This is a genomic window from Virgibacillus alimentarius, from assembly GCF_017874635.1.
Classification (GTDB): domain Bacteria; phylum Bacillota; class Bacilli; order Bacillales; family Amphibacillaceae; genus Virgibacillus_B; species Virgibacillus_B alimentarius.
Genome location: NZ_JAGIKX010000003.1, coordinates 124548 through 146705, shown reverse-complemented (window position 1 = coordinate 146705; position 22158 = coordinate 124548). Strand labels below are relative to the sequence as shown.

The window sequence follows — 22158 nt, the reverse complement described above, 5'->3', positions numbered from 1 at the left end:
TATAACATTCGATGTAATCCTCAACACGTTACTTCCCTACGCTGGCTTCAACCAGATCAGGTTCAAAGAGTCCCAAAGTAATCACTTTGATCTCAGCCTTTTTAAAAGGCACCCCCAGTGTTTATACTCAATATCTAGTTTTAATTTTTAATGTCTACTATTAGTCTAACATGTTTTAATTATGTGTCAATTACAAACGTTTTCGCTTTATATAAGAAAATTTCTATTGACAGGATAATTGTTACGCTTTATTCTACTATTGTAAACCTTATTTTTTTAAAGTTAACAATAGAAGGAGGTGTAATGCTTATTTACACAAGCGAAAAATACTTCAGCATCAGGATGAGAGCTTCAAAATATGCATCCTCAGAGCAAGATGAAAAACATATTTCCGGAGGCGAAGCTCTGTGTACATACGATAAAATAAAAGATACGGTAAATACACTGTTGGATAAAGCCTTATCTCATTCAAGGGGAGATCCTGATTTTATGCAGATACAATTTGATGTATTAAATGATCCCATTAAAAAAATCAATCCTTTATTCGTCTCTAATAATTCAGTGAATTCGGATAAAACAGGAAGGGAATTGGCATTAAAGTTTCTCGTTCAATCTGGGGTTTCAGAAAAAGCTATTGCAAAGGGATATCAACATTTAATAGATCAATCTGAATTAAGAGGAGCCATTTTAATTGATTACCAATCAGGTGAACGGGTTGATAACTCAAACGAACGTGGAATACGTGTATCTAGGATGGACTGGTTGCAATCAGATTTTGAAAGATGGGCTGCATTTTATAACCTCCCAACAAATCCAAGACTAAAAGAAGCACTCGTTCTTGCTACGAAAGTGAATGATCACCCTTTAGCCATTGCAGAATTATGTTGGTCAGATGATCCCGGCTATATAACTGGTTACGTAGCCAGTAAAAGATTAGGTTATCAGCGAATTACGAAAATGAAGTCTCCTGGTGATGAGCAAGGATGCAGAATTTTCTTTATTGATGGAACAAAATATACAAATTCTTATATTCATTACTTGCAAAAGCAACCAATTTTAATTTCTTGGAGGGATAAATAATGACAAAAACATTACTGGAAAAAAGTAAGGAACATTTATGGTTACCTTTTACGCAAATGAAAGATTATGAAAAGGATCCCCTCATTATTGAGAGTGGAAATGGAGTTAAATTAAAGGATATCGATGGGAAAGAATATTATGATGGTTTTTCATCTGTCTGGCTTAATGTTCACGGTCACCGTAAAAAAGAATTAGATGATGCAATAAAAAAGCAATTAAATAAAATTGCGCATTCCACATTGCTTGGGATGACAAATGTACCTGCAACAGAACTAGCTGAGAAATTAATTGAGATTACTCCAGAACAATTAACACGCGTATTTTATTCAGACAGCGGTGCAGAAGCTATTGAAATTGCACTTAAAATGGCATACCAATATTGGAAAAATGAAGGATACCAAAAGAAAAGAAAGTTTATATCAATGAACAATGGCTATCACGGTGACACCATAGGTGCTGTAAGTGTAGGGTCAGTAGAGCTTTTCCACCAAGTATACGGTCCTTTAATGTTTGATAGTTTTAAAGCACCTATCCCAAATGTATATCGGTCCAACAGTGAAAATCCAGACCAATGCCGCGATGAATGTTTAAATATTCTCGAGCAATTACTTATTGAAAATCATCAAGATATAGCAGGATTAACAATTGAGGCTATGGTTCAAGGAGCCGCAGGTATGATTGTTATGCCTGATGGATTTTTATCGGGGGTGAGAGAGCTTTGTACAAAGTACGATGTACTTATGATCGTGGATGAAGTTGCGACTGGCTTTGGCCGTACCGGTAAAATGTTTGCTTGTGAACATGAGGGAATCCAGCCTGATCTAATGACAGTCGGTAAGGGAATTACAGGAGGTTATTTACCAATATCTGCAACATTTACAACAGAGGATATATATAACGCTTTTTACGATGATTATGAAAAGCTAAAAACACTTTTCCATGGACATTCTTATACCGGAAATCAACTTGGGTGTGCAGTAGCGATTGAAAATTTGCGGTTATTTGAATCAGAAAAAATCATCGATCGTGTAAACGAAAAAGCAGAAGAAGTGAAAACATTACTGTATGACCTAGAACTACTTCCCCATGTAGGTGAAATAAGACAACTTGGATTAATATGTGGGATAGAATTAGTTAAAAACAAAAAAACAAAGGAACCGTTCCCTTTCAATAGTCGAGTAGGCTATCATGTTTCACTAAAAATGAGGGAATTAGGAATGATAACAAGACCGATGGGAGATGTCATCGTTTTTATGCCGCCATTTGCAAGCAGTAGTGATGAATTAACTGAAATGGTGAAAATCATGAAGAACGCGATTGTTGAAGTAACACAAGGAGCAGCTACAATTGACGCTTGATCAATGGCTCACCCAACGTCTCGAAAAGACAAAAAATGCTGGTTTATATCGACAGTTGCGAATCATGCATCATGGACCTCGCCCTCAAATGCTGGTAAACCAAAAAGATGTGCTTGTGTTCTCATCAAACAATTACTTAGGAATGGCTAATAAAAAAGAATTAATTGATGCTGCCAAAATCGCTTTAATTGAATTTGGAGTAGGAAGTAGTGGTTCACAATTAACAACAGGTCATTCGTATTGGCATCACAAGCTCGAAAATCGTATCACTACATTTAAGAAAACAGAATCTACGCTTCTTTTCTCAAGTGGTTATTTAGCGAACATCGGTGTCTTATCAACCGTGCCTGAAGAAGGCGATATTATTTTAAGTGATCAGCTGAACCATGCCAGTATTATTGATGGATGCCGTTTATCAAAAGCTGACACAGTGATTTATAAACATGTTGACATGATGGATCTTGAAAATAAATTGAAAAGGACATCTAACTATAAAAGACGATTTATTATCACAGATGGTGTATTTAGCATGGACGGGAACATAGCACCATTAGATAAAATTGTTGCACTAGCAAATCGTTATGACACCTTTGTCATTGTAGATGATGCACATGCGACAGGAGTCCTTGGTAAAAATGGACGGGGAACCAATGAATATTTTGACGTTGAACCTGATATCGTCATTGGTACCATGAGTAAAGCAATAGGAACGGAAGGTGGCTTTGTTACAGGTTCAAAAACATCCATCGATTTTTTACTAAACCACGCAAGGAGTTTTATTTTTCAAACGGCAATTGCCCCTGCCATTTGTGCAGCATCCTATACAGCAATAAATAGGATAGAAGAAGATAAAAAACAACGCTCCCTTTTGCTAAAAAAAATAAAGACGGTAAAAACAACACTTACAGAAATGGGATATGAAGTAAGAGGGGGAGAAACACCTATTATACCGGTATTGATTGGGAGTGCCGAAAAAGCAGTGCTATTTGCTGATAAACTTTATGAAAGAGGCATTTATGCCCCTGCTATTCGCCCGCCAAGTGTACCATATGGACAAAGTAGAATCCGACTAACGATCACGACAGAACATACGGAAGAAAACATCAAAAAGTTGTTACTATCATTTAAAGAAATAGGAAAAGAGTTGAATATCATATGAAAGGATTTTTCATAACAGGTACTGATACGGATGTCGGAAAAACATTAATTTCATCTGGTCTTGCAGCTATATTCAAGGAAAAAAATATGGATATAGGTGTATACAAACCCTTGTTAAGTGGTGCTTCGCGGTATCATCCTAATAGTGACACAAGTCTTCTTAAGGAAATGGCACAGACCAAACTGTCGAATGCATCGATCACGCCCTTTCAATTTAAAGAGCCATTAGCGCCCTATGTAGCTGCTAAGTTAGAAGGACGAAGCATTTATTTAGAGGATGTCGTAGCACACTGGAAAAAGATCCAAAAAAAGCATGATTATTTCATAGTTGAAGGTGCCGGTGGTATATCTGTACCATTGGGTGAAGATTTTTTAGTCAGCCATTTAATTCAAGAATTACAACTTCCAATCATAATCGTTGCCCGTTCAGACCTTGGTACTTTCAATCATACATTTTTAACAGTACAATACGCTAAAGAAATGAAACTGAACATTGCTGGCATCATCATAAATGGAATAGACGATCCACCTAATCTCGCTGAAAAAACAAATCCAAATTTAATCGAATCTTTTTGTAAAGTACCAATCCTGGGTATTTTACCAAAAATGCAAGTAGTTGATGCACAAGATTTTAAACAAATTATAAAAGACAATATTGACACCGCTTCACTTATTCATCAAATGCAACAGAACGGATGATTGAAAATTATTTAAATCAATGAATGGAGGATTTTCATGTCAAGCCCCAATCATTTAACGAGGGAAGATCTAATTTCTTTCCCTCTAAATACGCATCAATTTATCAACAATCCTTATCCGACCTACAGCCATATACAGTCCATACATCCGGTGTATTGGAACGCTAAACGAAAATACCGCGGATGGTTTATAACCGGCTACAACGAAGCAAAAACAGCTCTAAAGGATAGCCGGTTAGAGAACCGAATTCCTTTACCTGTAATGACAAAGAAATACCAACATCTAAGAAAGCTACTGACAAATATGTTACTCTATAAAAATCAAATGGACCATATCAGGATTCGCAAAATAGTCAGCAAAGCTTTTTCTCCAAGGAGGATTAGTTATTATCAACCTTATATAAAGAATACCGTTCATGAACTACTAGAAGACTGCACAAAACAAAGGAAAAAAACGATTGATATCATTTCTGATTTTGCATTTCCATTAACTAGTCTTGTGATCGCTAAACTATTAGGGATACCCGAAAAAGAAAGACACCATTTTAGAAAATGGGCTATTCAATTAGTTAAAACGATTGATTTATCCCGGTCAAAGGTAGATATACAAAAGGGAGAATATCTCATTGAAAGATTAATGAAGTACTTTCAACATCTTATTCATGAAAAAACGAATAACCCTGACCATGACTTAATCAGTTTATTGATAAAGGATGAACAACTAACAGAAGAGGAATTGATTGCAACCTGTATTCTACTCGTTATTGCTGGTCATGAAACAACCGTTAATTTAATCTGTAATAGCGTTTATTCATTGCTAAAACACCCTGATCAATTGTTAAAATTGTAAGAAAATCCAAATTTGATTGACACAGCCATCGAAGAATTTTTACGTTACGAGAGCCCTACACAATTAACTGCTCGTATAGCCTCTGAAGATATGGAATTAGGTGGAAAATCTATAAAAAGTGGGGAACATATATACATATTATTAGGGGCCGCTAATCGAGATCCTAATACATTTTATATTCCTGACACACTTGATATAACAAGAAAACCTAACCCTCATCTTTCCTTTGGCCATGGTGCCCACTTCTGTATTGGGGCTTCACTTGCCCGGATGGAGGCAAAAATAGCACTTCTTGCACTAATACAACAAAAGCCTAACATAAAACTACAATCCGATAATATACAATGGCGAAGGCTTATTGGTTTCAGAGCATTAGCGAAGCTTCCGGTTATTGTTGATTAATTGAAAGTTCATTACAAACGATACAAGTTAAGTTTATAGCTTAACTTGTATCGTCTTCCAATGATAAGAATTGCTATTATTTGAAAACAATAAAGCTGCTGCTTACCCATTTTCAATCTGTCTATCAATTTTATTTTTTTGCACTTTTACCTGTGTAGTCAGCAATACACCAATAATTACGGCTAATGTACCAATTAAATGCATGATTGTTATCTCCTCATCTAACCATAGAAATGCACCGGTCATAGTAACAATCGGTAAAAAGTTCAGAAACACAGAAGCTCGGGATGGACTTAACAAATCAACAGCGCGGTTATAGAACAGCAAAGCAATAAAAGATGGAAACACTCCTAAATAAACAAGACCCATTATCTTCGCAATAGTAAGGAAGGGTAATCCAGCTACAAACCATTCCAAAAGGACAACAGGTAGTAATATAATGACAGAAATGCCTGTCATCATAAGCAAAACTCCATAATGAGGAAACAGATGCATATATTTTTTAACCATGATCGAATAAATCGCCCATGCAATAACCGCTCCGATCATAATTCCGTCGCCAACATTCCAATCAATGGATGTCAGATGGAATACCTGACCATTCATAATCACCCACAATGATCCGAAAAAGGACAACAAAATCCCAATCCAATGGACAAAATATAATTTGTCTTTAAGTAAAATGACGCTTAATATCACTGTTGCAACCGGAATGGATGACTCTAATACGGATACCTTCGTCGCTGTCGTGAAGCTTAAAGCTCCATATATAAAAGTGTTAAATAGCGTGATGCCTGTTAAGGTCATTAACAGAAAAGGTTTTTTGTATGTTAAAAATGTTGACCGATATGTCCATGCCTCACGAATTCCAAACGGGATCATTATGATAAACGCAATTAACAACCGAAAGAATGCAATGGTAAGCGGCGGCAAATCGTTCATTGCTTTACCAACAAGAATATTTCCTGCATAAAATAGTACAACGAAAATCATGAATATGTAGGGATACAAATAAAAACCCCCTATCCCAAAAGCAATAAATAAAGGCCCTAACCAAAAATGCTAGGAGCCAATATCTTTTGCTTTTATATTCTACTTATTATTTAACAGAAGATTCCTTCGGCAATTCTACTACCCAATCAAATGGATCTTCTAATTTTCCTAGTTGAATTCCTGTTAACGTTTCATATAGTTTTTTAGATATTTCACCTGTTTTCCCTTCATTGACAACCATTTCTTCCCCTTCCCAGTTAAGTTCGCCGATTGGTGAAATAACTGCTGCAGTTCCTGTTCCAAAAGCTTCTTCTAATTGACCATTATGATGTGCTTCTTGAACTTCCTTCATGGAAATTTTGCGTTCTTTAACACGCATACCCCAATGTTTTAATACTTGAATGATGGAGTTTCGAGTTACTCCTTCTAAAATACTTCCGTTTAAAGCTGGTGTCACAATTTCGCCATTTATCTTAAAAAAGATATTCATACTGCCAACTTCTTCTACAAATTTCTTTTCCACTCCATCTAACCATAATACTTGAGAAAATCCTTTTTGATCAGCTTCTTCCTGTGCTTTTAAACTTGCAGCATAGTTTCCTGCTGTTTTTGCTGTTCCTGTTCCACCAGCAACTGCACGAATATATTCATTTTCCACAAGAATTTTCACAGGATTAATTCCCTCTTTATAATACGCTCCCACAGGAGATAAAATAATCATAAAACGATACTTTTTAGATGGGGAAACACTAAGATTGGATTCTGTAGAAATCATAAATGGACGGATATATAGTGATGTTCCTTCTGCATTAGGAATCCAGTCTTTATCAATTGTAATTAACTTCTTCAACGCTTCTAATGCCAATGCTTCGTCTACTTTTGGCATACTCAATCGATTACTTGATTTATTTAGTCTTTCCATATTTTTCTCTGGACGGAATAATCTGATAGACCCGTCTTGGCCCATATATGCTTTTAAACCTTCAAAAACAGTTTGACCATAATGAAAAATCATCGCAGATGGATCAAGTGTGATCGGTTCATAAGGTACAATTCTTTTGTCATGCCACCCTTTTCCCTCAGTATAATCAGCAACAAACATATGATCTGTAAATTGCTTTCCAAATACTAATTGATCAGCTGCTGGCTTTTGTTTTTTGGTCGTTGCCAAATCGATTTTAATATTTTGTTCTTTCATCGGTGAAGCCCCCTAATTAAAATTCACTCTGATTTTCCGTACTAAATCCTATCTTTTTATCAGCTAATAGGAGATGAAGTGATATAAAATAATTTAAATTTTAATATTAATTATACAATAATTTTTAAAATATATCTATTATATTGAAACTTTAAATAATAAAATGCAAATGACTGTATATTAACTGTTCCATTCATTCTTTTTTAATTTACCATTTTATTAATGTAACTGTATTGGTTCTAAAAATTCAATACTCACGATATGATAATACCATTGTGAAAGGTGGAGATTATATTGAAAAACTTAAACATCCTTTTAATTGGCGGGGATGCCAGATATCTTGAAGTCATTGATACATTGGCCGCAGATGGGGCAAATATATACTTAATTGGCTATGAATCAGCCTCCTTTGATACTCCTAATATATTTCATACGAAATGCGAGAATTTAGACCTTCATACAATCGATGCCATCTTACTACCTGTGTCTGGAACAGATGCATCGGGAAAAATAAAGACCTCTTTCTCTGACGAATCTATCTATTTAACAGAGGATATGGTCACTCAAACGCCTAAACACTGCATTATATGTACAGGAATATCTAATAGCTTTTTGGATAAAATAACAAGAAGCAGCAACCGGAGATTAGTACGCTTATTTGCCCGTGATGACCTAGCTATTTATAATTCAATTCCTACTGCCGAAGGGGCGTTAAGTATAGCGATGGAGCATACTGATTACACGATTCACGGATCATCTGTAATGATTCTTGGTTTTGGAAGAGTCGGAATAACCGTTGCACGCATGTTTTCCGCTGTTGGAGCCAATGTTTCTGTTTGTGTAAGAAAATCAGCAGATATCGCTCGCATGAAGGTGATGGGGTTAAAGCCGGTGCGCATGAAAGATTTAAACCAAAAAATTGGTAATGTTGATATTTGCATTAATACAATTCCCCATCTAGTTATCAATTCAACTGTTCTTTCAAGTATGCAACAGTCAGCACTCATCATTGATCTTGCCTCCTCACCAGGTGGAGTCGATTTTGACTTTGCCAAAAAACATGATATTCAAACAATACACGGACTTGGTTTACCAGGAAAAGTTGCTCCTAAAACAGCCGGCAAGGTAATTGCAGAAGTTTTTACGGATGTGCTAGCATTTAACAATAATTAAAAAGAGACTGTTTGTCATAAGGGATGGTTCCTTATGACAACAGCCTCTTTTTTTATTCTTATTCTTTATCCTTATCTTGTTTACGTTCCAAAATCTTATCAATCAAGCCATAGTCTACCGCTTGTGCTGCAGACTTAAAGTTATCGCGTTCTGTATCGCGTTCAACAACTTCTAGCGGCTGACCAGTACGTTCAGAGAGAATTTTATTCATCTTTTCTTTCATTTGAATAATGCGGCGTGCGTGAATTTCAATATCAGTCGCCTGCCCTTGTGTTCCGCCTAATGGCTGGTGAATCATTACCTCACTGTTTGGAAGTGCATAACGTTTTCCTTTCTCTCCGGCAGCTAATAGGAAAGCACCCATTGATGCGGCCATTCCAGTACAAATGGTTGATACATCTGATTTTATAAATTGCATCGTATCATAGATGGCCATTCCAGCTGTAATGGACCCGCCCGGTGAGTTGATATAAATAGAAATGTCTTTCTCAGGATCCTCTGCCTCTAGGAAAAGTAATTGTGCTACAATTGAATTTGCAACATTATCATCAATTGCACTGCCAAGCATAATAATTCGATCTTTTAACAAACGTGAGTAAATATCATATGCTCGTTCGCCACGGTTGGTTTGTTCAATAACTGTTGGTATTAAAACCATGTTTATTTTCCTCCCTTATCGTTCAACTTCATTCACGATGTTGTGAATATATTTTAATAATAACTAATAGGTCAGGAAAGGTCAAACAAAAACATCTATTATTTCGATGCTATCTATTTATGACCTTTTGATGTTTCAAACATACTTTATAGGTTTCCCAATTTATAGTCATATAAACCTTAAAATGGATACTTATTATACAGTTTGACAAAGATCTAAAATATCCTTCTTTTTCAATGAAACAGGTTAATTACATTACATATAATAAAACTCTTGTGTATATGGATAGAAAACGTTATAATATCTAATGTGTCTAATATGTGCCCGTAGCTCAGCAGGATAGAGCAATGGTTTCCGGTACCATGTGTCGGGGGTTCGAATCCTCTCGGGCGCGTTATAAAAAATACATAAAAAAGACAAGGAGTACATTATTTGTGTTCCTTGTCTTTTTTTCAGCTGTCCTCTTTGTTACGCTTGAGTCACAAAGGAAGCTAGCTGATCGATCGCCGTATCTGCATCCGTGCCGTCTGCAACAAGCTTAATTGTCTCTCCAGACGTTATCGCTAAACTCATTAGCCCCATAATACTTTTTGCATTTATTCTTTTCCCGTCTTTCTCTAAGAAAATATGAGCACCATATTTATTTGCCTCCTGCACAAATAATGCAGCAGGTCTTGCTTGTAATCCTGTTTCTAGTTCTACTTTAACAGACCTCTCAACCAAATGTATCATCCTCTCCCTGTAGTAAGCGCTGTCAAATAAACGGTAACGATTCTTTTGCTTTGGTAGCAAAAGGTATCGTTTTTTTATTTTATTCAAATCATTTTTCACTGTAAATAATTGTTATTATATCATGGAAACGTAATTTTTAGTAGAAAATTAATTCAGTTCCTATTAAACCATCATTTTGGAACCATCTTATATTGATTCACCTTGCCTAATCTTATCAGCAAATTGATCAATTTTTTTCAAACGATGATTTACACCTGATTTAGAAATCTTTCCGCTTGGGACCAATTCTCCCAATTCCTTTAAAGAAACATCTTGATGGCGAACGCGTAAAATAGCTATTTCTCGAAGTTTGTCCGGCAGTGCATGAAGACCAATTTCCTTATCTATTAATTGAATACTTTCAATTTGTCTAAATGCTGCACCGATCGTTTTGTTTAAGTTAGCTGTTTCACAATTAACCAGCCGATTTACAGAGTTCCTCATATCCCGAACAATGCGGACATCCTCAAATTTGAACAAGGCATTGTGTGCCCCGATAATACTTAGGAACTCAGTAATTTTCTCTGCTTCTTTCATATAAACGATATACCCGTTTTTACGTTCTAACTCTCTTGCACGTAAATCAAAATCATTAAGTAATTCATGAAGTCCAGCATTATGTTCTTGGTGGGTATTAAATATTTCTAAATGATAAGAAGACGTTTCTGGATTGTTGATCGACCCCCCTGCAAGAAATGCTCCGCGCAAATAAGCTCTTCTGCAACAAGTTTTATTGCTATATTTTTTTGATATAGTTCTTATAAAAGTGTAATTATCATGTAAGATATCTAAATCGGATAATAATTTATTTGCATTTTTTTTCATACGAACGATGTATATATTATTTTTCTTTAACTTCATTTTTTTGCGAACGAGCAGTTCTACTGGTAATGCATATAAAGATTTAATTAATGTATAAATACGCCGGGCAATTGCCGCATTTTCTGTTTGTACGTCCAGCGTAAATTCTTGTTTAGAGACAGAGATCACACCGTTCATCCGTACTAAAGCCGCAAGCTCAGCGGACATGCAGCAAGCATCCGTTTCAATCCCGGTCAGTTCTTTTTTTATTTCAGAAGCAAAGGACAATTTATTCCTCCCCTTTACTTAGTTGTCAGATTAACCATCACTTTTTTGATCGATGATGGAATAAAGTAATTTTGCTATTTTATTTGTATCATGTCGTAATGTAGAGCGGTTATTGTCAATAATATCCCCTTCAATTATTTGCAGATGCATTTCAAGGAGGCGCTCTGTATCATACACGACAGGTACTGCGTTTTCCTCGGCATACACAGCACATATTGCTTTGTTAATTGGTTCATTTTGTACGACAATCGAATCAATACAATCTTCGCCTATATGATCTCTGATTGCCTGTATATGATCTGAAGCGGTATAGTTCGTCGTTTCCCCTGATTGTGTCATTACATTACAAACATAAACGACTTTTGCCTTTGTATTTCGTACTGCATCATCAATCTGTGGTATGATCAAATTGGGCATAATACTTGTATACAGACTGCCCGGGGAAATAACGATCATATCTGCCTCCTCAATTGCTTTAACTGCGTTTGGTAATGGCTTGATTGACTTGGGACTTAAAAAGACCCGTTTGATTGGCTTTTGTGCAAGTGGAATATATGATTCTCCGGAAACAATTGTACCATCTTCCATCTCCGCATGTAATAACATACTCTCGTTTGAAATGGGGTAAATATTACCTTTCACATTTAATACACGAGAAACTTCTTTAATTCCTGTGTAAAAATCTCCTGTAACCGAAGACAGTGCTGCCAGTAATAAGTTTCCCAGGGAATGACCGGAAAGTCCATTTTCTACATTAAAACGAAAGCGGTGCTGAAATAGATCTAATAGCATCGGTTCTGCTTCAGACAATGCTGCAATGACATTGCGTATATCTCCAGGTGCAGGGATAGCCATTTCATTTCGTAGTCTTCCTGTACTCCCACCGTCATCGGCTACGGTAACAAGTGCTGTCAAATCAATGGGGTAATTCTTTAATCCACGAAGCAGTACAGGCATACCAGTTCCCCCACCTATAACAACAACACGTGGTTCCTTTTTTGCTCCCATCTTCATTGTCCCTTTCTTTTATCGATATCTCGATGACTAATATGTGTAATATAATTCGCTGATAAATTTTTAGCAAAGTGCTCCGCAATGGCTACAGAACGATGCTGTCCTCCAGTACAGCCAATGGCAACTACAAGCTGTGATTTTCCTTCTTTTTTATATTGCGGCAACATGAATTGCAATAATTCAAGTACTTTTTCAGTAAATTTTTGAGTATCTGTCCATTTAAAAACATATGCAGCTACTTCTGGATTTAATCCGGTTAATGGTTTCATTTGCGGAACATAATGGGGATTAGGTAAAAAGCGTACATCAAATACTAAATCCGCATCAATAGGAATTCCGTATTTAAAACCAAAGGAAACCATATGGACTGAAAATATTTCCTGTTTTTCTTCTGTATATGCCTTTACAATTTTTTTACGCAAATCTCTTGGTTTTAAATCCGTTGTATCGATGATTCGCTGCGCTCTTCCTCTTAGTTCATCTAATATCTCTCTTTCTTGCTGAATCCCATTAAGAGGTAGTCCTCCAACAGATAAAGGATGCGAACGTCTCGTTTCTTTATACCGGCTTACTAGTGTTTCCTCTTTCGCATCAAGAAAAAGAATATGTTCATCCAGCCACTCTTCATCCCCTAGAACATCTAATGCTTCAAACAAAGAATCAAAAAATTCCCTTCCTCGCAAATCCATTACAAGCGCTACTTTCCGAATATTATTCGTAGCATCTTTCATCAATTCAAGAAATTTCGGAAGTAATGCTGGAGGTAAGTTGTCCACACAATAGTACCCTAAATCTTCGAAGCTTTGAACTGCAACCGTTTTTCCCGCACCAGACATTCCAGTAATAATAACTAGCTTTGTTTCCTGTTCGGCAGTTTTTCTCAATGCACATCCTCCTTTTCCATTATATGTCTTTATCCCAATCAAGTCTGTAATCAAGCAGTTCATCGTCCGCTGTATAAGAAAAAGACCCATATAACACTTCTTTTGAAGTCAGTATATGCTGAAATATTTTTAAGTCACCTTCCGCCATAGGCAATGTATGAATTTGATTCAACGGCACCCACTCTAAATCTCCTTCTTTACAATAATCCGTTAATTGACCATGGTAATTTTCACTTATAAAGGTGAACATCATCCATTCCTCTTTTATTTTCTTCTCTGAAAAAATCGAAAATGTAAATGCTCCAGCTAATTTTGGCTCCTTAACGTGTAAGGCTGTTTCTTCTCGAAATTCTCTAATTGCTGCTTCTTTAATTGTTTCATTTTGTTCCATTTTGCCTCCAGGTATAGCGTACCAACCTCGGCGTGGCTTTTTTATCAGTAATATCTGTTCGTTATTTATTAATATGCAGTTTGTGACCCTTTGCATGCATAACACCTTTTCTTGTGCTTATTTACTTTTTCAATTAAAATCGACTATCTCTATTATACAATGAATTTTTTAAAAGCCACAACAATTCATATCCATCTCAAAATATGGCAAAATTTCACGACTGCGAACCGATATTTTTCAACAACATTCAACAAAAAATAAAAAAGGCACAGGTGAAACTCACCTGTGCAAGAAACTAATTTATCTATTAAAAGGGGGTCAATTAGTCAAATACATTATATCTAATTTATATTGCATACGTGTTACATTGGCGTTAAGATCAAATTACTTTTATATCCCCTTCGTTTACTTTGATGCTTTTAACTTTTCTTCTAAATCCTCAATATACTTTTGTGCCGCTTCTGCTGCAATACTGCCATCCCCTGTAGCTGTCACAATTTGTCGAAGATTCTTGTCACGAATATCTCCAGCAGCAAAAACTCCCGGAACGCTCGTTTCCATATTTTCATTTGTTGGAATATAACCCTCATCATTAACAATATTTATAGATTTAAATGGCTCACTAAGTGGAACCATACCAATATAAATAAATACACCATCAATTGGATGTTCGTATTTTTCTCCAGTTTTCACATTTTCTAGAGAAACACTGCTTACTTTCCCATCTGGACCATTGATTGTTTTTGCGACAGTGTCCCAAATAAAGTTGATTTTATCATTATCAAATGCACGATCCTGAAGAATCTTCTGTGCTCGGAGTTCATCACGTCTGTGAACAATTGTAACCTTCTTGGCAAAACGAGTTAAATACATACCTTCTTCAACAGCAGAGTCTCCTCCACCAATAACAATCAGGTCTTTTTCTTTAAAGAAGGCGCCATCACATACCGCACAGTACGATACACCACGGCCTGTTAATTCTTCTTCACCCTCAATACCAATCTTTTTAAATTGTGCTCCAGTAGTAATGATTAATGCTTTGGTTTTATATTCCTTACTTCCTGCATGAACAAGTTTATAATCTCCATGATCGGTAACATCTTTAATATCACCATAAGCATACTCTGCACCAAATTTTTTCGCATGTTCAAACATCTTGTTCGATAAATCTGCCCCCAAAATATGGTCATATCCAGGGTAGTTCTCTACGTCCTCGGTATCTGCCATTTGTCCCCCAGGGATACCACGCTCAATCATTAAAGTATCCAGATTTGCACGTGAAGCATATACTGCAGCAGTCATTCCCGCTGGTCCAGCTCCCGCAATAATAACATCATATATCTTTTCTTCGGACATGTTCATGATCGCCCCTTTACTTATTATATTCTAAGGTATTTCGCCTCTCACGGCTTATATCCATACCTTAGCTTATAAGAATTAAATCATTTCGTCTAATGTTCTGCTCAAGTACTACTGCCAAGGGCTTTTTTCTTGTGACAATTGAGGATATTTCCTGCATCCTTCTTCCCATATTGAAGTAGCTTTGAATGTTTTACCCATATGAAAAGCCGCCACACTGAACCATCGATAATAGGAAAGCTGGTCTGTTACAATTCCTTTCGACAACATGCAGAAACGCTGATATGCTTCTTTATAATATCCTGTTCTGACTAGTGTTATAGCTATGCGCAGTTGCTGTTGTTCATGGATGGGGTATACATTTAGTAATGCCTGAATATTTGCTTTATATGCCTCTTTTTTATTTAATTTATAAAAAAACAATGCTAAGTTTGTATGACAATAAAGTGTATTTGGATCTACCTGTAAAAGTTCCAACTCCATTTCAACTGCTTCTTCCTCATAACCTGAAAAAAATAGTGCGTGAGCATAATCGTGCTTCGTTGTCTTATGTTCTGGAAACAATGTCATCATTTCTTCAAGCAAGGGTATTACCTTTTCCCACTCGCAATTTTCCATATGATAAAAAGCTGTTTCTTGATAAATTAGCAATTCATCTTCATGATCAAGTTCCCAGCCATCATCATCATTTTCACCAATATCAATTAACTGGAGCAAGTTCTCTGCCTCTTCTTTAAACTCGTCATCAGTCGTTTTCTCCAGGTATAAATTCGCATATTTTCTTGCGTCATTTAATAAACCTAAATGAGCGTAATTATTAGCAAGCAAATAATAGCAATCTACATACGTTGTTGATTTTAAGATATTCGTTAATAATTGATTTGCTTTATGGTATTGCCCTATTTCTGTATATATAATAGACAATTGACAAGCATACAAAGTTTCCTTCGGTTTCGCTTCTATTGCCTTATTCATCCATTTGATTGCAAGCTCAAATTTTCTTTTTTGAAAAGCCTCTATCCCTTTTGTAAAGTAAAAGTCACCTTCAGGGATAAAAGGAATGATATTTTTTAATTTTTCTTTCTGTTTTACCTGCTGCATGCATATCCACTCCATTTAATATAGCCAACAAAGTATATCACAGATTATTAAAGAATCCTATGACATTTTAGCGAAACATTAGCTTTTTACGGCTGTTTTTGTCCTCTTTAGCAAAAAAAAAACATAAATGAAGAGCTATAAAAATAGCCCTTCATTTATGAGCTGGTCCATCTGTCCTTTCACGTTGTTCCATTTCTTCTTTCGTGTATATCAACCGCATTGGATTACCACCAACAAAAGCACCAGGTGGTACGTCTTTATGCACCAGAGTACCTGCAGATACAATTGCATTATTACCTATTGTCACCCCTGGAAGAATGGTTGTATTTGCTCCGATCATGACCTCATTTCCAATGTTTACTTCACCTATTCGGTATTCTTTTATTAAATATTCGTGCGCTAAAATGGTCGTATTATAACCAATAATACTATTGCTTCCCACATTTATTTTTTCAGGAAACATAATATCAGGCATCACCATTAAAGCAAAGGAAGTAGTTTCTCCAACTTTCATACGTAAAAATGTACGATACATCCAATTTTTCATCCTTAAAAAAGGAGTATATCGAGCTATTTGGATCACAATAAAATTCTTCATCACTTTCCAGAAAGATACGGTATTATATATTTGCCATAAAGAATTCGCCTTGCTTACCTGAAATCGGTCTGTATTTCGCATCCCTTACACTCCTACTATCTTTAACAGATCACACATATCTTCCAGCATATAATCAGGTCTATATTGTAATAATATATCTTTTCCCTTATGCGCCCACGCCACTCCAGCTGTTTGTACTCCTGCATTCTTCCCGGCTTCTATATCATGATAATTATCTCCAACCATTAATGTCGATGCGGCCTGTGCTCCCAATTGTTTCATGGCTTGAAGAACTGGTTCAGGATGTGGCTTAGAATGAATGACGTCATCATACGTGATAATTGTTTTAAAAAAGGGATCAATGGCTGTTTTTATAATGCCTTTCATAGCAGTTTTACGCATTTTCGTTGTAACAATTCCAAGTTCTATCTCTTTCTCTTTCAATTGCTTGAGTACATCATTCACATTAGGAAAAGCTCTGACATAATGATCATGATAAAATAAATTATGTTTTCGATACATCGAAATCATGTTTTCTGCCTTTATAGGGTCAATTTGATGAAAGGTATCACGTAACGGTGGACCATTAAAACTTTTTATTTTTTCTCTTGTATGCGACATATTAAACTGTTCAAATGTATAAATAAAAGATGCGATGTTCAATTCATTGGTGTCTATTAATGTACCATCAAGGTCAAATAGAATCGTACGAATGCTCATTTACAGTATCCCTCTTTTTCTTGATATCTAACCGTTTCCATATAAATGCCACCGTCATTGTTAATAGCATCGCTGTGACTAATCGGATTAACAGCAGTGGCCATACTGGTATTCCTAGCGGGATAAAGATCACTGTATCTTCTACCACGGCATGACAAGCTACAAGAAACAAAAGTGCTAAAAATGTATCCTTCTTTGAAACACCATCTTCTTTTACAGCTTGAATCATAACCCCTGCCCCGTAGGCTAAACCGATCGTTAAACCAGCTACTAATGTCAATGATGTATTTTTCTCCATACCTAATATTTTAGTAACTGGAGCAAAAGCATCAGAAATTTTTATTAACCAGCCTTTTTCTCGCAAAAATTGCATAACAATCATCAATATGATCACTATCAGCGCTAATTGAATAACAGCAAACAACGCTGTTTGAATTGCCTGCAATATCATTTCAGCCCATCCGGCTGGAATTTCCTTTTGTGAAATAAAGCCATATTGTGCAGGCTGTGACCCACCAGCCCATACAAGATTTATAAAAATAGCAGCTGTCATTGCAAGTACTAGGCGCACTCCAGAAATAAGCCACCAGCTTATACCCACTCTGGAAGCTACGGTCGATTCGATGAATAAATTGTGTGAGAAGGAAAGCATCACCGCCAAAATAAATACTTCTTTCACTGAAAAATCGAAAGAAATAATAGCCGCAATGCCTGCATATAAATTCAAGCTATTTCCTAAAACTAAAGGAACTGCAGCTTCACCAGGTAAGCCAAATAAACCCATGATAGGACTTAATAATTCAATAATCCACGGCAAAATAGGGGTATGCTGTAGAATAGTAACAATTAATGTAATTGGGAAAATCACTTTTCCTAATGTCCATGTAACATGCAATCCTTGTTGAAGGCCACGGTATGCAATTCCTGACATTATTCATCCCCTCCTCATTCAACTAAACATCTTTTAATTTTTGATCTTCTTTCCATCGTAACGCTTATCAGCTTTTCCAGATATACGACGATAAATCATGATAGCTACTGCAGCTAAGATTAATAAGATAGAGATAAACTGCGCAGTGCGAATGTGCCCAAACATATATAAGCTGTCCGTTCGCATCCCTTCAATAAAGAATCGCCCAATGGAATAAGTGATCACGTAGGCTAAGAACAGTTCTCCTCGCAATAGATTGTATTTACGTAAAACGAATAACAATCCAAAAATGAGTAGATTCCAAACGGATTCATATAAAAAAGTTGGATGATACATCACACCATTAATACACATTTGGTCCATAATAAAATCAGGCAAATATTGATGGAAACTATTATAGACAGATTCAGACAGTGGGCCGCCATGAGCTTCTTGATTCATAAAATTTCCCCAACGTCCAATGGCCTGCCCTAAAATCAAACTCGGCGCTACAATGTCGGCAAGCTGCCAAAAGGAGACTTGTTTGATACGAGCATATACGATCGCAGTTAGTACAGAACCAATCAATGCCCCGTGAATCGCAATGCCTCCCTCCCAAACAGCAAATACTTTCCACCAAGGTCCACCTGCATACCGGTCCCATTCAAAAATAACATAATACATTCGCGCGAAAATAATCGCAATCGGGGCTGCAAAAACAATGAGGTCTACGATCAAATCTTTTTGTAAACCGAGCCGATTGGACTCTCGCGTTGCCAAATATAAACCAATTAGGAGCCCTGTAATGATAATTACTCCATACCAATATACCGTGAGTGGCCCAAATTCAATAAATATACGGTCTAATGAAGGTGCGTCACAAGTCAAGAAATCACTCCTTTTCTATCCATCTTTCTCCTGATCGATCATTGTTGTTAATCGTTCAGAAAATTCTTCTGCAGCGTTTACGCCCATTCGCTTTAATCGGAAATTCATTGCCGCTACTTCAATAATTACCGCTAAGTTTCTTCCAGGTCTGACTGGAATCGTTACTTTCGGAATATGAACATCCATGATTTTCATTGTCTCCTCATCTAGACCAAGACGATCATATTGTTTCGTTTGATCCCATACTTCCAAATCAACAATCATTGATATTTTTTTATAATTACGGATTGCACCGGCACCGAAAAGGGTCATCACATTAATAATTCCTAATCCACGAATCTCTAATAGATGCTTAATAAGTGGCGGTGAATTTCCAATCAGCTTATCATAATCTTCTTGTCTGATTTCTACACTGTCATCTGCAACAAGACGGTGCCCCCGTTTCACTAATTCAAGAGCCGTTTCACTTTTCCCGACGCCGCTTTGTCCAGTGATAAGCACGCCAACACCATTGATATCTACAAGAACTCCATGTATTGCTGTAAAGGGAGCAAATTTAATATCTAAATAAGTAGTCAATCTGCTTATAACTCTCGTTGTTTTACGTGGTGATTTTAAAATCGGGGTACCCGACATATTAGCAGCATCCAACAGTTCGTTTGGGATATCCATCCACCTTGATATAACAATTCCCGGAGTAATATCTGTACAAAGCTGATCTGCACGTTCTTTTCTTTGATCTGCACTCAAATCCAAAAAATAAGCCATTTCTGTTTTTCCAATCAATTGTAACCGTTCCCTGGGATAATATTTAAAATAACCTGTCATCTCGATACCAGGACGGGATATATCACTCGTTGTAATTTCTCTATGTATACCATCAAACCCTGCAACTAAGGTAAGATTAAAATTATCCAACAAATCCTTTGTACGAACAGTTCCCATCGTCATCCCTCCATAACCATCCATTTCCTGTTTTATATTGTAGCACATTTTAAGAAATGGAAGGAATAGATAACGAAGAAGATAAAACAAAAACGCAGGTGGTTATCCTGCGTTCTATCTGACTTTTATCCCCATTAATCCATCCTGTTGAGTGAATGGTTCATTATTTGATTGTTTCCCTCGCCAAACTATTTAGCAGCATATTCAACATCGAAATAACAAAAGCAGCAATAATTGCTGTACCGAAACCGTCAATAACGAACGACTCATCCATCAATCCTTGTGTGATCATCAGCGTGATTGCATTAATTACAAACAAAAATAAGCCTAACGTTAAAAATGTAATTGGCAGAGTAAAAATAACTAATATCGGTTTTACCAGAACATTCAAGATGGATAAGATAAAACTTGCTAAGACTGCTGTTCCAAAACTTTCTAAGTGAAATGAATCAAATAATTGAGCAACAGCTATTAGTGCAATAGAATTTAATAAAATAGATAAAAGCCAGCGAATTAACATTAATATATCTCTCCTTCATTCGGAATAATAAAAATGGCTGCTACATAAATGAGTGCTATCGTAAAAACACTAAAAAATAAGCCGATAACAAAAACCAATCGGACAACAGGGGGATCAATATTCAAATATTCTGCGATTCCACCTAAAACTCCAGCAAGCATGCGGTCCTTATTCGACCGATAAAGGCGTTTCATCCGATATAATCCTCCATTCATATTCGTATTTTTTCCTATAAAAGCGTTTTTTATAAATATATGAGGATTTATTTTTTGTAATTCCTCCTACTAATATATTCATAGACAGGTGAATTTTTTAATCGCTTTTTGGATAGTCCCAAATATAAAACCTTTCTTTTCCGAGCCGTTCGATAGCCGCTTCTTTCAAATCTCTTGATTCTTCGGTATCACCATAAAATGCTTTAATAATACCAGAAGCTTGCGATTGATGGGCAACAATAGCTTTCATTTTCTCATCAAAATTATCTGTCATATCGATACAAATATCTGGTTCTCCAAGAACTTTCTCAAAATTATGGGAAATAGCCTGTGCCCAGACAGTAGGCCTTGTATCGGCATCCATCATACCGACTGCTTCAATAGTTGCTGCCCCTAATGCATTATGATCAGGATGCACAGCATAGTTAGGATAATGTGTAATAACAAGACTTGGATTAATTTCTTCTAAAACTCCTTTAATATGTCTAGCAACTTCTTGTTTATCTTCATATTCAATCGTTTTATCCCGATAACCTAGTAGCCGTAAATCAATGTCGAGAATCTTGCATGCTTCAACCAATTCTTTTTTGCGCAGCTTTGGCAGTGTTTCTCTATTTGCAAAAATAGGGGATCCCATATTTCTGCCCATTTCTCCGAGTGTTCCACATAAATAGGTTACAGGAACCCCTTCTTTTCTAAATTTTGAAATGGTACCAGCTGCACCAAACGACTCATCATCCGGGTGCGGGTATATAACAACAACATGTTTTTCCATCTTTTTCACCAATCCTTTATAGCTTAACTTTAATAATCAAAGGGTGTTTCACTAATTTGTAAAGAGACCATCAGACGTCCTTCCCGATCATGCCCCGCAAGTAAGAGTTTAGAACCTTCATGTATAGTCCAATCTGTTAATCCTTCTGCGTAAATCCAGCCTTTTTCCATTTTCAATCCAACACGGTACACATTTTCCATTCCGATAATTTTCGCTTGTGTAAAAAGTACGCTGGTATTTCGTATATATGCACCAACTGTATAGGCATTTTTATTATTATGATTTGCATAGGCTCCATTGGTTGTTTCTAAATGAAGATATACTTGCTTATTTTTAAAGCCATTTAATAATTCCTGTACTTTTTCCATTTCAATTGGTTTCATTACTCGTGATCCTCCCATACATCTTCT

At 36.3% G+C, this 22158-nt stretch carries 24 protein-coding genes, 1 tRNA gene, 1 pseudogene and 1 riboswitch; of the genes and pseudogenes, 7 read left to right on the top strand and 19 right to left on the bottom strand.

All coding sequences use genetic code 11. From position 1 onward, the window contains the following. Positions 1-16 precede the first annotated feature (16 nt). Positions 17-126, bottom strand: a riboswitch (TPP riboswitch). A gap of 177 nt (positions 127-303) precedes the next feature. From bioW to J2Z81_RS03890, 5 genes and pseudogenes are all read left to right on the top strand, one after another. Then, positions 304-1080, top strand: coding sequence for a 6-carboxyhexanoate--CoA ligase (bioW, locus tag J2Z81_RS03910; protein WP_029270476.1), 777 nt, complete (start codon positions 304-306; stop codon positions 1078-1080). Beyond that, positions 1080-2438: an adenosylmethionine--8-amino-7-oxononanoate transaminase gene (gene bioA / locus J2Z81_RS03905; RefSeq protein WP_226370762.1), complete on the top strand. Its 1359-nt coding sequence runs from the start codon at positions 1080-1082 to the stop codon at positions 2436-2438. The genes bioW and bioA overlap by 1 nt, the downstream gene beginning before the upstream one ends. Then, positions 2428-3597 (top strand): 8-amino-7-oxononanoate synthase, encoded by a 1170-nt coding sequence (gene bioF, locus J2Z81_RS03900; protein WP_226370761.1) that lies wholly within the window; start codon positions 2428-2430, stop codon positions 3595-3597. The genes bioA and bioF overlap by 11 nt, the downstream gene beginning before the upstream one ends. Further along, the gene (bioD, locus tag J2Z81_RS03895; protein WP_029270482.1) at positions 3594-4295 is read left to right on the top strand and encodes a dethiobiotin synthase; all 702 of its coding nucleotides are present in this window, start codon (positions 3594-3596) and stop codon (positions 4293-4295) included. Before bioF ends, bioD begins: the two co-directional genes overlap by 4 nt. A 36-nt stretch (positions 4296-4331) precedes the next feature. Beyond that, positions 4332-5546, top strand: a pseudogene (locus tag J2Z81_RS03890) (cytochrome P450). A gap of 102 nt (positions 5547-5648) precedes the next feature. On the opposite strand, the gene J2Z81_RS03885 reads toward J2Z81_RS03890, so the two are convergent. Then, a complete protein-coding gene (locus J2Z81_RS03885) occupies positions 5649-6557 on the bottom strand; it encodes a DMT family transporter (RefSeq protein ID WP_226981217.1) in 909 nt (302 codons plus the stop codon). Between the two features lie 88 nt (positions 6558-6645). Further along, entirely contained in the window at positions 6646-7737 is a 1092-nt protein-coding gene (locus tag J2Z81_RS03880) for a branched-chain amino acid aminotransferase (protein WP_226370760.1), read from the bottom strand. Positions 7738-8031: 294 nt separating this feature from the next. Here J2Z81_RS03880 and dpaA point away from each other — a divergent pair, with 294 nt between their 5' ends. Further along, complete coding sequence (gene dpaA / locus J2Z81_RS03875) at positions 8032-8910, top strand: dipicolinic acid synthetase subunit A (RefSeq protein WP_226981216.1); 879 nt, start codon at positions 8032-8034, stop codon at positions 8908-8910. 58 nt (positions 8911-8968) lie between these two features. On the opposite strand, the gene clpP is transcribed toward dpaA, so the two are convergent. Continuing rightward, on the bottom strand, positions 8969-9568 hold the full coding sequence (clpP, locus tag J2Z81_RS03870) for an ATP-dependent Clp endopeptidase proteolytic subunit ClpP (protein ID WP_029270492.1): 600 nt from the start codon (positions 9566-9568) through the stop codon (positions 8969-8971). Between the two features lie 320 nt (positions 9569-9888). Between clpP and J2Z81_RS03865 the strand changes: the two genes are divergently transcribed. Beyond that, positions 9889-9962: transfer RNA gene (locus tag J2Z81_RS03865), tRNA-Arg, on the top strand. A gap of 74 nt (positions 9963-10036) precedes the next feature. Here the strand turns inward: J2Z81_RS03865 and J2Z81_RS03860 are convergent. The 16 genes from J2Z81_RS03860 to J2Z81_RS03785 form a co-directional block, all read right to left on the bottom strand. Beyond that, on the bottom strand, positions 10037-10291 hold the full coding sequence (locus J2Z81_RS03860; RefSeq protein WP_029265783.1) for an HPr family phosphocarrier protein: 255 nt from the start codon (positions 10289-10291) through the stop codon (positions 10037-10039). A 195-nt stretch (positions 10292-10486) separates the two neighbouring features. Beyond that, a complete protein-coding gene (whiA, locus tag J2Z81_RS03855) occupies positions 10487-11428 on the bottom strand; it encodes a DNA-binding protein WhiA (RefSeq protein WP_029265785.1) in 942 nt (313 codons plus the stop codon). 30 nt (positions 11429-11458) lie between these two features. Then, positions 11459-12436 carry a gluconeogenesis factor YvcK family protein gene (locus J2Z81_RS03850; RefSeq protein ID WP_226370759.1) on the bottom strand — a complete coding sequence of 326 codons (978 nt, stop codon included), beginning with the start codon at positions 12434-12436 and terminating at the stop codon, positions 11459-11461. 2 nt (positions 12437-12438) lie between these two features. Continuing rightward, on the bottom strand, positions 12439-13326 hold the full coding sequence (rapZ, locus tag J2Z81_RS03845; RefSeq protein ID WP_029265789.1) for an RNase adapter RapZ: 888 nt from the start codon (positions 13324-13326) through the stop codon (positions 12439-12441). Positions 13327-13345: 19 nt separating this feature from the next. Then, positions 13346-13813: an NUDIX hydrolase gene (locus J2Z81_RS03840; RefSeq protein WP_029265791.1), complete on the bottom strand. Its 468-nt coding sequence runs from the start codon at positions 13811-13813 to the stop codon at positions 13346-13348. A 309-nt stretch (positions 13814-14122) separates the two neighbouring features. After that, a complete protein-coding gene (trxB, locus tag J2Z81_RS03835) occupies positions 14123-15073 on the bottom strand; it encodes a thioredoxin-disulfide reductase (protein WP_029270352.1) in 951 nt (316 codons plus the stop codon). 114 nt (positions 15074-15187) lie between these two features. Beyond that, on the bottom strand, positions 15188-16177 hold the full coding sequence (locus tag J2Z81_RS03830) for a tetratricopeptide repeat protein (protein ID WP_226370758.1): 990 nt from the start codon (positions 16175-16177) through the stop codon (positions 15188-15190). Positions 16178-16328: 151 nt separating this feature from the next. Next, positions 16329-16856: an acyltransferase gene (locus J2Z81_RS03825; protein WP_029270348.1), complete on the bottom strand. Its 528-nt coding sequence runs from the start codon at positions 16854-16856 to the stop codon at positions 16329-16331. Positions 16857-16859: 3 nt separating this feature from the next. Beyond that, on the bottom strand, positions 16860-17495 hold the full coding sequence (gene ppaX / locus J2Z81_RS03820; protein ID WP_226370757.1) for a pyrophosphatase PpaX: 636 nt from the start codon (positions 17493-17495) through the stop codon (positions 16860-16862). After that, positions 17470-18426 (bottom strand): nucleoside recognition domain-containing protein, encoded by a 957-nt coding sequence (locus J2Z81_RS03815; RefSeq protein WP_226370756.1) that lies wholly within the window; start codon positions 18424-18426, stop codon positions 17470-17472. Before J2Z81_RS03815 ends, ppaX begins: the two co-directional genes overlap by 26 nt. A gap of 33 nt (positions 18427-18459) precedes the next feature. Further along, positions 18460-19293, bottom strand: coding sequence for a prolipoprotein diacylglyceryl transferase (lgt, locus tag J2Z81_RS03810; protein WP_226370755.1), 834 nt, complete (start codon positions 19291-19293; stop codon positions 18460-18462). Between the two features lie 15 nt (positions 19294-19308). Then, positions 19309-20238, bottom strand: a complete 930-nt coding sequence (gene hprK / locus J2Z81_RS03805; RefSeq protein ID WP_029270342.1) for an HPr(Ser) kinase/phosphatase — start codon at positions 20236-20238, stop codon at positions 19309-19311. A 163-nt stretch (positions 20239-20401) separates the two neighbouring features. Continuing rightward, entirely contained in the window at positions 20402-20758 is a 357-nt protein-coding gene (locus J2Z81_RS03800) for a phage holin family protein (protein ID WP_029270341.1), read from the bottom strand. After that, complete coding sequence (locus J2Z81_RS03795; protein ID WP_029270339.1) at positions 20758-20952, bottom strand: PspC domain-containing protein; 195 nt, start codon at positions 20950-20952, stop codon at positions 20758-20760. The genes J2Z81_RS03800 and J2Z81_RS03795 overlap by 1 nt, the downstream gene beginning before the upstream one ends. Before the next feature lie 118 nt (positions 20953-21070). Continuing rightward, entirely contained in the window at positions 21071-21748 is a 678-nt protein-coding gene (gene bshB2, locus J2Z81_RS03790; RefSeq protein WP_226370754.1) for a bacillithiol biosynthesis deacetylase BshB2, read from the bottom strand. 29 nt (positions 21749-21777) lie between these two features. Beyond that, positions 21778-22131 (bottom strand): YojF family protein, encoded by a 354-nt coding sequence (locus tag J2Z81_RS03785; RefSeq protein WP_029270335.1) that lies wholly within the window; start codon positions 22129-22131, stop codon positions 21778-21780. Positions 22132-22158 lie beyond the last annotated feature (27 nt).